Source organism: Marinomonas vaga (assembly GCF_055388305.1).
The window spans coordinates 2,886,058-2,898,262 of the sequence record NZ_AP043903.1 but is presented as its reverse complement, the minus strand read 5'-3'; the positions used below and the strand labels follow the sequence as shown (position 1 = coordinate 2,898,262).

Annotated in this window: 10 protein-coding genes and 1 other RNA gene; 5 read left to right on the top strand and 6 right to left on the bottom strand. The window is 46.8% G+C overall.

Annotation, left to right across the window (positions count from 1 at the left end; genetic code table 11):
* Positions 1-6: 6 nt before the first annotated feature.
* Entirely contained in the window at positions 7-918 is a 912-nt protein-coding gene (locus tag ACZ5DR_RS13595) for a M56 family metallopeptidase (RefSeq protein WP_377367092.1), read from the bottom strand.
* A 38-nt stretch (positions 919-956) separates the two neighbouring features.
* Positions 957-1,346, bottom strand: a complete 390-nt coding sequence (locus ACZ5DR_RS13590) for a BlaI/MecI/CopY family transcriptional regulator (protein WP_377367090.1) — start codon at positions 1,344-1,346, stop codon at positions 957-959.
* Between the two features lie 81 nt (positions 1,347-1,427).
* Between ACZ5DR_RS13590 and ACZ5DR_RS13585 the strand changes: the two genes are divergently transcribed.
* Positions 1,428-2,765, top strand: coding sequence for an MFS transporter (locus ACZ5DR_RS13585; RefSeq protein ID WP_452600454.1), 1,338 nt, complete (start codon positions 1,428-1,430; stop codon positions 2,763-2,765).
* Positions 2,766-3,234: 469 nt separating this feature from the next.
* Here ACZ5DR_RS13585 and ffs read toward each other — a convergent pair.
* An RNA gene (gene ffs, locus ACZ5DR_RS13580) (signal recognition particle sRNA small type) lies at positions 3,235-3,331 on the bottom strand.
* Positions 3,332-3,560: 229 nt separating this feature from the next.
* Between ffs and ACZ5DR_RS13575 the strand changes: the two genes are divergently transcribed.
* The 4 genes from ACZ5DR_RS13575 to ACZ5DR_RS13560 all read left to right on the top strand — a co-directional run bounded on the left by ACZ5DR_RS13575 (position 3,561) and on the right by ACZ5DR_RS13560 (position 7,625).
* On the top strand, positions 3,561-4,424 hold the full coding sequence (locus tag ACZ5DR_RS13575; protein ID WP_377367088.1) for a 6-carboxytetrahydropterin synthase: 864 nt from the start codon (positions 3,561-3,563) through the stop codon (positions 4,422-4,424).
* On the top strand, positions 4,421-4,825 hold the full coding sequence (hisI, locus tag ACZ5DR_RS13570; RefSeq protein WP_377367087.1) for a phosphoribosyl-AMP cyclohydrolase: 405 nt from the start codon (positions 4,421-4,423) through the stop codon (positions 4,823-4,825). The genes ACZ5DR_RS13575 and hisI overlap by 4 nt, the downstream gene beginning before the upstream one ends.
* 307 nt (positions 4,826-5,132) lie before the next feature.
* Positions 5,133-6,800, top strand: coding sequence for a methyl-accepting chemotaxis protein (locus ACZ5DR_RS13565; RefSeq protein ID WP_377367085.1), 1,668 nt, complete (start codon positions 5,133-5,135; stop codon positions 6,798-6,800).
* 60 nt (positions 6,801-6,860) lie between these two features.
* Positions 6,861-7,625, top strand: coding sequence for a class II glutamine amidotransferase (locus ACZ5DR_RS13560; RefSeq protein WP_377367083.1), 765 nt, complete (start codon positions 6,861-6,863; stop codon positions 7,623-7,625).
* A 105-nt stretch (positions 7,626-7,730) separates the two neighbouring features.
* Here ACZ5DR_RS13560 and ACZ5DR_RS13555 read toward each other — a convergent pair whose 3' ends face one another.
* From ACZ5DR_RS13555 to ACZ5DR_RS13545, 3 genes are read right to left on the bottom strand one after another with little or no spacing between them, the layout of a single operon-like run.
* Positions 7,731-8,693, bottom strand: coding sequence for an isopenicillin N synthase family dioxygenase (locus ACZ5DR_RS13555; RefSeq protein WP_377367081.1), 963 nt, complete (start codon positions 8,691-8,693; stop codon positions 7,731-7,733).
* An 11-nt stretch (positions 8,694-8,704) separates the two neighbouring features.
* Positions 8,705-10,996: an ATP-dependent helicase gene (locus ACZ5DR_RS13550; RefSeq protein ID WP_377367079.1), complete on the bottom strand. Its 2,292-nt coding sequence runs from the start codon at positions 10,994-10,996 to the stop codon at positions 8,705-8,707.
* Positions 10,997-11,018: 22 nt separating this feature from the next.
* Positions 11,019-12,161 (bottom strand): succinylglutamate desuccinylase/aspartoacylase family protein, encoded by a 1,143-nt coding sequence (locus ACZ5DR_RS13545; RefSeq protein WP_377367077.1) that lies wholly within the window; start codon positions 12,159-12,161, stop codon positions 11,019-11,021.
* Between the last annotated feature and the right edge of the window lie 44 nt (positions 12,162-12,205).

The following is a 12,205-nucleotide window of genomic DNA, read 5'->3' as shown; positions in this document are numbered from 1 at the left end:
TTAATATTAAATAAAAGAGTCAAAGAAATGATGGAGTACGTCTACCAAGCCAGTCGAGATTACCGCTCCAATGAGCAAAGTGGTCAGGGTTGGCAAACTTCTCAAGGCTGAAAAAGCAGTCGGTGCTAATAACTGTTGCACTCGTTCACTAAGTTCCTGCTGATCCCAAAAGTAAGACATGGCCGCATTGTCATTGTGCATTTTCAGCTTAGCGACTTTGATCAAGGTGCTGGCAACATCGGTTTGTCTAGATTGTGTCGCCGCATACTGATCAGCTAGTTTTTCGGTGGCTAAGACAAAGTGTAACTTTATGGCCTTTGCCAGTGGATAAGGAAGATAGCAGCAAGCAAAAGAGACTATCGCCCGAGTAAAATTATCTCGTTTTTGCACATGAGATTGCTCGTGGGCAAGGATAATCTCTTCTTCCTGTTTTGAGGTGTTCTCAAGTAACCCCGTTGAGACATAAATCTTGGGGTTCAGCATGCCCACTGTGATAGCAAGCAACTCAGAGGTTTCAAGTAAACTCACGTTATCAGCTAATTTGCTGCTGACCGATAAACTCTGTATTCGTTTAGCGTAAATGACTTGTTCGAAATAGGCCTTGATCCACAATCCACTTGAGATCATTAACCATGTTCCTAACATAAGTAGCGAAAGGCCTTGCCATGATTGCCATTGAAACCAATCTAAATGATGCCAGTGTATAAGAGGTTCTAGAGCAAGCATTAAATGTAAATCAAACCAATGATCACTTAAACCAGACAACATCACTAGTAAGCCTGCAAGCCAAGGTGAGCACGCGCTTAAAAGAACAAGCCACTTTTGCTCTAGCGCAGATGACCGACGATACAGATAAAGAAGTACTGGCGAGAGCAATACCAAAGCGAAGCTGACAATGGCTCCGACCAGTAAGCTCATGCTCAACACATTGAAAAGTATCGCCAAGTTTCCAAACATCACTTCGATAACCCATTATCCTGTAGACGGCGCTGCTCAATAATATGTTCCAGCTGATTCAGGTCTTCCATACTCAACTCTGATGACAACGACACAAACGCTGCCATAAGACCCGTTTCATCACGACTGGTTTTAAAGTCGCTGGCGACATCCTTAATCAACTGAGCAATCAATTCCTCGCGCTCAACACGCGCTCGATATTGATAAGCATGACCTTGCTTAGACCGGCTCAGTAATTTTTTTTTGTACAATCGCTCTAAGGTGCTTTGAATAGTATTGAGCGAACTTTGACGCTCTTGGCTAAGAATAGCGTGTATTTGTTTTACATCCGCTTCCCCTTCTTGCCATAAGTAATTCAATACCAGTTTTTCAAGTTCACCTAAAACCATTGATACACTCCATTTGATAATTATTTATGCTCCCACAGAAAAAACCGATTGGCAATCGGTTTTTTGTAAGAGTAAGATCTAATGATCACCCCAAATGAGCCTATGACCATGTTTAGCCTATTAAAGAACGCAACCTATAGGAATCTGTTTTTGGCTCAAGTCATTGCGCTACTGGGCACAGGGTTCGCCACTATAGCCCTTGGATTACTTGCCTTTGAACTAGCGGAGGAAAATGCTGGATTGATATTAGGTACAGCGCTGTCGATTAAAATGATTGCCTATGTCTTTCTTAGTCCCATTGGCACCAGTCTGATTCGCCATTTACCTAGAAAAAAAGCACTTATTGCGCTGGATGTGATCCGCGCAGGCGTGGCCTTGATACTGCCGTTTGTTTCTGAGGTTTGGCATATCTTTGTACTAATTTTTTTACTACAGGCCACCTCTGCCTGCTTCACGCCCTTGTTTCAGGCGACTTTGCCAGACGTTCTACCCGACGAAGAGCAATACACCAAAGCCCTCTCTCTATCTCGCTTAGCCTATGATCTAGAAAATATACTCAGTCCAAGCCTCGCCGCACTGATTCTGCTATTCACCAGCTGGCACAGCCTGTTTTTAGGCACTACGGTAGGCTTTATCTTCTCAGCGTTATTGGTGCTGCAAGCGTCTTTACCTGTGGCTGAGAGCAATGCTGGAGCTCCTCAGCGTCGTTTTCTGGATAAAGTCACAAGAGGGATTCGCTTCTACTTGGCAACGCCACGATTAAAAGGGCTGCTGGCCATGAATATCGCTGTTACCGCAGCAGGCGCTATGGTGTTTATCAATACCGTCGTGATCGTTCAAGGGGAACTCGGCTTAAGCGAGCAAACAACGGCCACCACGATGATTTCCTTTGGTTGCGGCTCCATGTTTGCAGCCTTTGCCACACCTTGGCTGCTCAAACGACTATCAGAGCGAACTATTATGCTGATGGCCGCTACAATGTTAGTGGCCGGACTGATCATCACCTCAACGATAGAGACACTGAAGGGTATTATGATTATTTGGTGTGTGTTAGGCGCAGGTTATTCGTTTATTCAAACCCCATCGGGAAGATTGCTGAACCGATCCGCCCACAAAGAAGACAAGCCTGATTTGTTTGCCGCTCAGTTTTCCCTGTCCCATGGTTGCTGGCTAATTGCCTACCCCTTAGCGGGCTACCTCGGAGCAACGTATGGCATCGCTGTCACTTTCCAAATCTTTGCTGGGATTGCCTTGGCATCCATCCTATTGGCACTGCTTGTGTGGCCAAAAGAAAGCACCGCTGAGATGGAGCATTCACACGATGATCTGCCGCCTGAGCATCCGCATTTGAAGGATAAGCACAAAACGCATACACACACCTACGTAATTGATGATCTACATCATCATTGGCCGAAGTAGTGTCCAAGTCTTTTCGGCCATAGGCAATGAATCGAACGAGCTTTTCGGACATTAAGATTAACTTGTACCCTAGAACTGGACTTCCCAGACTTTACTAGACACCTATTAACGATCTTAAAATCAGGCGTTTAACGTCGAGTTTTATCGTCAGTTTGATACTCAATACCGGTTGGCTGTGATTCAAAAGAAACAATTGAGGGAGAAAATTCTAAATGAAAGCAGGCATCAAACTCTAAACCACTCTCGCACATTACTGTTGAAGAGTTCTTTCTACTCGCGAATTTGTAGATATTTTTGCTTGGACTTGGCTTACGCAAGTTGCGAGTGTACATACACCACACCTGTAAGTTGTAACTAAATAACAACTTAAACGTAGACTATGTCAGTCTTATGCTGCAAAGTTTGTCATCTTATGGTGGTTTTTTGTCACTTTATGGAGGAATTTACATTAGAAGAGTTAAGGTGGCATCTCCACCAGCCGCACCTCGGCACACGAGTCCACCGCTGTGGCTGCTTCCTTCCGGACCTGACCAGATTAACGGTTTATCGTTGCGAGGGGACCAGCGGAGACACCATAGAGGAGGCCCGTTGACCTTGGGACGCCATTATACGCACCCGACTTTAAAGCGCAACCCACTCTTTATATTTTTCAGTTGCTTAGGGCGATTTTCATATCTTCCCCTCTCCCTATTCAACATTAACCACTCTAGTTTCACGATTCATCGAAGTATCAAGATTGGTATCCGCGCTCGCTTCGAGTACCATACGCGCCATTATTGTTATGAGGACTTGTCATTGAAGCTGTTCGTTAAAAATCTCACCCATGTCGACTTATCTTACTTTTGCCCAGAGCGCGGCCTCTTGGGTGAAAGCTGGCACACGGATGTTGTATTAACCGGCAAACTCAATGATGAGAGTATGATTTGTGATTTCAGCATTGTTAAAAAGAAGATTAAGCAATGGTTGGATGCCCATATCGATCATACCTTAGCCATTCCTGCGCTAAACTCTGGTGCTGACATCACGACTCTGAGTGATGATCGTGTATCGTTTAATTTTCAACATGATGATGGACGTCAATTTCAGTGCATCGCACCAGCACAAGCGTTCTGCCAAATGCCTGTAGAACACATCACCCCTGAGAATGCAGCCGCATGGGTTGAGGCGCAAATCCTAGACCTTTTACCCGCAGAATTGGCCGCTGTTTCGATTCGCTTTTCTAAAGAACAAACCGATGCGCCCCAATACCAGTACAGCCACGGGCTAAAAAAACACGCAGGCAATTGTCAGCGTATCGCCCATGGTCATCGCTCTGTGATTGAGATTTATCGAAATGGCCAGCGGGATGAGGCGCTTGAAAAAGACTGGAGCCAACGTTGGGAAGACATCTATTTAGGTACGGAAGAAGATCTCATTGGGGTTATTGTAGAGGATGATTTACATTATCATCATTTCAGCTACGCCAGCGCTCAGGGCTTATTCGAGCTAAAAACCGATAGCCGTCGTTGTTATATGTTGGAAGTGGATACCACTGTGGAGTCATTATCCGATCATATTGCCCATACGCTGGCCAATGAAAATCCAGGCGATACCATTGAAGTACATGCCTTTGAAGGCATTGGTAAAGGCGCCATCTCAGAATGTAAGGTAGAAAAATGAGCTTAAAACCCTTTGAAATGTCGGCCAAAGGTACGGCTATTTCTCTAGACGAAATCTTTGCCAATATTAAAACCGACAAAGATGGCCTCATTGCCGCTATTGCCCAGCAGCACGACACAAAAGAAGTTTTGATGCTTGCTTATATGAACGAAGCCTCCATCCGTGAAACCCTCGAAACGGGTCACGTATGTTACTGGTCACGTTCTCGTCAAACCTACTGGCGTAAAGGGGAAAGCTCCGGCAACCGCCAAACACTGGTTTCCATGGCTTTTGATTGCGATGGTGATGCCATCTTGCTGCAAGTGGATCAAAAAGGGCCAGCCTGTCACACCAACCGCCGGGACTGTTTTTTCTTCCAAGTGAAAGATGGCCAAGTAATCGTCGAATCCGACCCAAAGTAGCCCAATAGCACGCACCAAAATGGACCGCCGCCTTTAAATCCTGCCCTAGCGGTCCACATTTCCCTAAAAAGTCTGACTTAACCTTGAATAAAGCATGACATAAATCATGCTTTATTTTGTCCAACTGGTTACTTTTAGCGCTATTAAAGCAACACATAGCAACAAATAGCACCAAGAAAATAACCACAACTATTTGAAAAATATAGAAAAAATGGACTTAAATTTGCAACTATGAGTATATAGAGGCAACACAGAAGGACATGTGGAGCATTTCAAAGCAAGAATTACATAATTACTAGGTGTCTATATGAGAAGTTTGTCAGTCAGAACGAAAATCCTCTCCCTCGTATTGCTGTTTACATTAGTCATACTCGCCACCACAGCGAACTCTGCACTAACCAGCAAATCCGTATCAAAAGATCTCCAAGCAGTGTCCACACAAAGCTTAGAATTGGTTAAAAACTTAGAGAAAGCACGTCAACTCTTACTTAAGCAAAGCGTAGAATTTGAACGCGGTTTTTTCCAGGTATCTATTGCCAAATCCATGGGTGGCTATGGGGTTGAGCTGATCGAAGAATCTGCCAACAACTTTCAAACCTACTCATCAGAGTTAAAGAATAGCTTAGAAGCCGTAAAAAACACGTTAACCGCCCTACCAGCCAATGAGCTGCTTGATACACTGGTGTCGCAAATCAGCGAACTGGAAACCGTGCAGTCTGACTTCCTATCTGCCAGCACAGAGACCTACGACTGGTGGATCAAACTCAAAACCATGCAAGCCAACAAAGCTCGCAAAGCTGCAGATGAAAACCTAGTTGTAATCAACAACAAAATGGAAGAGATCATTACCACCATCGATGCCTACAGCGAGCAGGTCTCTGCAGCACAAGGCGCTAAGCTAGATCAAGCACTGTACGCGAACTTTGGTTTAGCGGCAGTTCTTGTGGCGGTAGGAATTGTCTTCAGTATCATGATCATCAATGGCATCGCAGGCCCGCTTCGCAACGTTGTAAAACGTGCGGAAGAAATCGCAGCAGGCACCCTGACACGCAAAGACAAACCCACTACTCGTAAGGATGAAATCGGTTCTTTAGAGATGGCCTTTGACCGACTCGTGGATCAGCTTTCTGGCATTTTAGAAGACGTGTCTAAGTCCAGCCATGCTCTGACAGATGCAGCACACGATCTAAACCGAATCACTAATGACTCAGCCACAATGGTAGGTCAGCAACGTGCGGAAACCGCTCAAATTTCCAGTGCCATCCATGAAATCCAAGGTACTGCTGTACATGTCTCTGAGTCCACAACGGAAGCTAGTCAGGCAGCCCACTCTGCAGAGTCAGCGGCAGAAGACAGCACCCGTATTGTGGAATCAACCATCCGTACTATTGAGTCTTTAGCCACGGAAATTAGTGGCTCCTCTAACACCATATTAGAGTTAAAACAAAGCACCGATGAGATCAATAATATCTTGAATGTCATTCTAGGGATTGCAGAACAAACCAATCTATTGGCCTTAAACGCGGCCATTGAGGCTGCCCGCGCCGGTGAACAAGGTCGAGGTTTTGCCGTGGTGGCAGACGAAGTACGACACTTGGCACAAAACACCCAGAATGCCACACAACAGATTGAAACCATGATCCAGCAACTTCAATCTGGCACTACGGAAGCAGTACGTGCCATGAAAGCTAGCCACGAACGCTCTACCGAAGCGGTGAATCAAGTTCGTGAGGAAGGTGCGACCCTGTCTAATATCACCATTGCTATTTCACAGATTCGTGAAATGAACGATCTGATTTCGACCACAGCAGAAGAACAAGCTGCTGTCACGACGGAAGTCCGCCGCAACGTTGACACCATCACGGATATTGCTGAACGTACTAACGAGTCCATCAACGCTATCAGTGGTCGTGCGGATCAATTGGCGTCTCTTGCCACCTCCCTATCTAGCAAAATCAGCTACTTTAAGGTGTAATCGATATTCAGCCCGCAGACTCCTGCGGGCTTCTACTTCTGCTCAATCTTAGGAGTTCCTATGTGCCGTTGGATGGCCTATAAAGGCAAGCCAGTCTATTTAGAAGAATTACTGTTTCAACCGGACCACTCACTGATTCACCAAAGCCTGAGTGCTCGTAAATCAGAAGTCACCGTCAATGCGGATGGCTTTGGTTTGGGTTGGTACGATGAGCGAGAAGAACCAGGCCTGTATCATGAAATCCTCCCAGCTTGGAGCGACTGCAATCTAAAAAGTCTGGCTCGTCATATTAAGAGTGGACTCTTCTTTGCCCATGTACGCGCCTCCACGGGAGCCTCCACTGCACGGTCAAATTGCCATCCATTTAGTTATAACGAGTGGTTGTTTATGCACAATGGCCAAGTAGGTCAATACGATGAGCTACGTTGGCAAATTGAACGCTGCATCCCTGAAGAGCTCTATGGTCACCGCCGCGGCGGCACGGATTCAGAAGCCATCTTTTTGATGATGGTTGCGAACGGTTTAGAGCGTGATCCTAAAGTGGCCATTGAAACCACTTTGAACCAAATTTTAGACATGATGCACACCAAAGGCATCACAGACCCCCTACGTTTTACCAGCATACTCTCCCATGGCAGCAAAATGTGGGCAGTGCGCTTTTCCAGTGATGAACACGCTCCCTCTTTGTACTACAAACGTTTCGCAGAACATGTTGTGGTCGGCTCGGAGCCACTGGACTTGTCTGGGGATGGCTGGGAACAAGTTCAACCAGGCCATATTATGACCATTGAAGACCTGACCTTTCGTAGCGAGGCCATGTTTTAACAAGCGCCATACTCACCCGCAAAAAATCGCCCTATAAAAAAATGCGCCTCATTGGGCGCATTTTTATTGTGACTTTGCCAGTGTTACTTTACCCGTGATAGGAGATTAAGTGTCCACTTTTTCCGCGTCACGGTAAGCGTAGGTCGCATCGAAACGGGACTGGATCCAATCACCACTCAAAATAGGTGCGTATTTAGCGGGTGACGTAGAACTTTGGCATGTAGGCACACAGGCCACATTGGTTTCGTAATCTGGTTCAACAAAGAATGGGAAGGAGTAACGGTGTACACCTGTTTCAGAGGCACGAACTCGGTGTGCCGTGGACACATACTCATCATTAGTCCAGCGTTGCATAAGATCACCAATGTTAACCACTAGAGCACCTTCCATCGGTGTTGCTTGCACCCACTCCCCATTACGGTGTTTCACTTCCAGACCACCAATGTCATCTTGTAATAGCAAAGTCACACAGCCATAGTCGGTATGGGCGCCAGCGCCATTATCATGTTCAATACTTGGACGTGGTGGGTAATGGATCATGCGCAGTACGGTCACATGATCCGTAAAGCAACGGCTAAAGAAATCGGCTTCCAACTGCAGAGCTTCCGCCATGGCTTTCAGTAGATCCTGAGAGACACCAAAGGCCGTCACATAGTAATCATGCAGGGTTTCCATCACCACAGGATCTGTTGGATTCTGATTCGGCCCATACATTTTTGGGTATTTTTGTGCCAATGGATGATCTGCTGGTAAATCCAAAGCCATATCAAACGTTTCTTTCCAATCGGCCTTATGGACTTCGTCTAACTGCTCTTCACCGACACCGCCGTATCCACGGTGGTTAACGCTGTTTTTAATGTCAATTTTAACCTTATCTGCCGTAGGCTGAGCAAAAAAACGCTTCGCCGCGGACATCATGCGCTTAACCAAGGCTTGATCAATATCAGTATTAATAAGGTAAAAAAAGCCGATTTCTCGACAAGCTTTATCAAGCAGTTGTATTTGCTCAGCACGAATACCAGTGTCCGAACTCGTTAGCTTAGAGAAATCAATTAATGGAATGCCCATTGTTGCTCCGATCAGTCTTCATTTTGTCGTGATGCTAGATGTACTAGCTTGGTATGTTTGGGATTAAAGCGCTTTAGACCTGCTTCCGCGAAATCCACATAAATCATCTGTTTGCCATCCATCTCTTGGCGAACCACCACACCTTGTCCATATTGATCGTGGCGCACTTTATCTCCAGGCTTCAACCCACCCCGTAGGGCCTTAGGCGCATTAAAGGTTACCTCAGGAACACCTTCCGCCTGCCGCTGATAACGCTCTAAATGGCTGGCTAACTGGGCATTTAAAGGCTCTGCACCTCGGCTCCGGTCAAATACCTTTTGCACAACAGTGGGCTGAGCCTCAAACACAAAGCGAGACAAGCTTCCTTGTCGCGCCAGTTGGGAGCGTATGTTACCCGCCTGCAGTAGTTTGATGTCTTCGCCGCTCGGGCTTTCCAAAAACACCAAACGCTTACGCGCACGGGTCATGGCCACATAAAACAAACGGCGTTCCGCTTGCATTTGCGCCGCCGCTTGACGGTCAATGCCACTTAAATCCTCGTCATAATAAGGAAACCGCCCTTCCTGTAAGCCAGACATCATCACCAGATCAAACTCTAGGCCCTTGGCCTTGTGAATGGTCATAAGGTGCACCCCATGGGTGTGTTGGGAGTCCTGCTCATTAAGTTTGACCAATTGTGCAATAATCGTACCTGCATCGCTAGCCACGCCTCGAACATAACTCAAAAAAGCTTCGCAAGTGGCGATCTTTTCTTGGGTTTGAATATCCTTGCTACTGGTATTTTCAAAGTAACGATAGATCCCCAGTTTATCGATGGTGGCCAACAAACCTTGCTCTGGGGTTTTGTTATACAGAGTTAGACTTCGCAACCAGTCGGCACGTTCGGCGATTTTCTTGCCTTTCCAGCCTTCTTTTTGCTCTGAAAGGGCCACCAGCAAATCAGGAATCAGATGTGGGGCTTGACGAGCTTGGGTTAAAAGCCGACTGCGCTCTGCTGCCACATTGGTCACATTAGGGATAGTGACCAAATATTCGATGTCCGCCGGATCATAAAAGATAGAAGGATTTTGCAGACCACCCGCCATTACAGCCAAGTAGGCCATTAGCATGCGAATTTGCCGATTATCCAGTAAAGGAGAGTCCCCATGCAGTTGATAAGGCACTCCTTTATGCATCAGAGCGAGCTGCACTGGCACCATATCACTGTACAAACGCACCAAGACTGCGCTGCTTTCTAGGCTTTCACCGGCTTCATGCCAACGTTTTAACTCACGCATCAGGGCTTGGCCAGGTAAACTAGATTGGGCGAAATCAATCTCTGTGGCCGCCCCTTGGCCTATCACCATTTGTTCCGTCTGATTCTGGGACACCACACAGGTGGCCATCATGCCAACGCTATGACCAAATCTAAAGCTACAGGCTAACGGGTAAGACGCTACGTTTGGAAAGTCATCATCATACTGCTGGGCCATGATTTGCGGTGACGCCCCACGCCACTCATAAATACACTGTTGCACATCTCCCACGATCATCCATCGTGCAGCAGAACCATATAGAGCCTTCAGCAGTTCGTACTGACATGGATTGATGTCTTGAAATTCATCAATCAAAAGAAAGTCATATTCAGGTACCAGAGTGCGGATGTAATGACGCTGTGCTTCATCAGAGTTATCGATCAAGGCATAAGGGTCAGACAATAAATCAGAGAAAAAGCGCATCTTAGATTGACGGCGCAAATTCTCAAGTTGGTCATATAGATTAGGGAAGTAACGACATTCACGGGACCAACCACCCTCTTCATACACTTCTGTCGGGCTGATACTGGCGGCTTTCACTTGGTCTACAAACAGCAAGAAGTCTTCTAACCAGTCCCGTTCATCTTGGATTACCAAGTCGACATCTTTACGCTGTAATCGCTGGCGAGCCTCTCTAATGAGCTTGATCAACGAGAATTCATCTGTGATCAAGCGGGCTTCAGGCAAAATATTACGCTGCTCTAAGCGCTTGCATAAGCGCATACCAAAAGCATGAAAGGTCATTACTTGTGGTAAGCGGGCGCTGCCGCGCCCTTGTTGGGACAGCTTTAAGCGCTCCGTAAATTCTTCTTGGGCGCTTTTATTGAACATAAATACGCCAATCTTCTCCGGCGATACGCCTTGGTCAATCAGGTATTGGATACGCCCTATGAGAGTGGTGCTTTTGCCCGCCCCAGCGACCGCGATCACCTTTGCGTGCTGGTCGAGAGGATGTTCTATCACCGCCTGTTGTTCAGTGGTGTAAGAGTAGTTAAACAGGTTGGACATCAAACGGTATCAATCTAAGTAATTAGTCTTCAAACAGGTGGCCGATTTCCCGGAAAGCAAGATGTTCGCGGCCGGCGATTTTAGCCAGTGACTCACCGCAGACCACGAGACGACGTTGAAAGCGCGCAAAGAACACGCCATTTGCACGGGCCACAAGGGGATGGGCACTGTTTTCAACATCGTCACACATGAGGTCAACCACTTCACCGATCACCTCACCGGCTTCCACTTGTTCCCCTAGGGCTTTATGGAAGCATGCAATGCCTGCGACAGGGGCTTTCACCAAATCCATCGCATCGAGTGGATAATAGGTCACTTTAGAATCATCGATTTTAGGCGTTTTACCCTCAATCACACCCCGATAAATCAAATACTGATACAGCGCCTCGGCGTCTTTTTCTGCCAGCTCATGGGAGATATCATTTTCGCCACGAAGCTCAAGGGTTAAGGAGCGACAGCCCCAAGGCATCAAGTGGGCATAATGGGACTTTAATTGTCGCCAGACAGACACATTGGTCTCATCGAAAGACTGCACTCCGGTGTCCAATTCTGACAGGGCCACGTCTGCCTCGAGTAAACCCAGTAACGGACGAAAGTAGTCCTCAAACTCTTGGGCCACATAAGCGTGCATGCAGGCCTCACCAGAACAATGAAGATCAAGCACTTCATCGGCATCCATTGACAGTGCTAGCAAGGTTTTGCGTAACCCTTGTAACTCAGTCAACTCAGGCAAGTTAGCCAGCTCATGACGAATAGCCTGACGCACGAGGGTCACATTGGCTTCTATGTCCCCCGAGATCTGATCATTTACCACGCGAGCTACCTTGTCTCCGAGCTTCGGCCAATTGCGATTGAAGTTGCCGCCCCCATCAGAGAAAGCAAAGCGGCCGGGGATGTAACCATGGAAGTTTTGTCCTAGACCAATGGGATTAGCCACAGGCACCACGATCACCTCACCCTCGATGAGATCCTTCTCTTGCGCGATCTTGAGTTTTTTAATCAAGGTATTGAGTACCAAAAACCCCGGCCACTCATCCGCATGTAAGCCCGCCTGCAGGTAAATCTTTGGCCGAGCCCCTGGCGTGCCAAAATGATGAGCCTTAACTATGCGCTGAGTGCCAGGGGTGGCACTCGGAAGAGTATGGGAATATATCTGGTAACTCATGATCTAAACTTTCCCTTAATGCGTAATTCCGAACAGTCGTTTTT

What these genes read in the sequence shown, in the direction of transcription:
- ACZ5DR_RS13595 (WP_377367092.1), bottom strand. Translation starts at nt 918, where the DNA reads ATGAGCTTACTGGTCGGAGCCATTGTCAGCTTCGCTTTGGTATTGCTC.
- ACZ5DR_RS13565 (WP_377367085.1), top strand. Translation starts at nt 5,133, where the DNA reads ATGAGAAGTTTGTCAGTCAGAACGAAAATCCTCTCCCTCGTATTGCTG.
- ACZ5DR_RS13555 (WP_377367081.1), bottom strand. Translation starts at nt 8,693, where the DNA reads ATGGGCATTCCATTAATTGATTTCTCTAAGCTAACGAGTTCGGACACT.
- ACZ5DR_RS13560 (WP_377367083.1), top strand. Translation starts at nt 6,861, where the DNA reads ATGTGCCGTTGGATGGCCTATAAAGGCAAGCCAGTCTATTTAGAAGAA.
- ACZ5DR_RS13585 (WP_452600454.1), top strand. Translation starts at nt 1,428, where the DNA reads ATGATCACCCCAAATGAGCCTATGACCATGTTTAGCCTATTAAAGAAC.
- ACZ5DR_RS13550 (WP_377367079.1), bottom strand. Translation starts at nt 10,996, where the DNA reads ATGTCCAACCTGTTTAACTACTCTTACACCACTGAACAACAGGCGGTG.
- hisI (WP_377367087.1), top strand. Translation starts at nt 4,421, where the DNA reads ATGAGCTTAAAACCCTTTGAAATGTCGGCCAAAGGTACGGCTATTTCT.
- ACZ5DR_RS13590 (WP_377367090.1), bottom strand. Translation starts at nt 1,346, where the DNA reads ATGGTTTTAGGTGAACTTGAAAAACTGGTATTGAATTACTTATGGCAA.
- ACZ5DR_RS13545 (WP_377367077.1), bottom strand. Translation starts at nt 12,161, where the DNA reads ATGAGTTACCAGATATATTCCCATACTCTTCCGAGTGCCACCCCTGGC.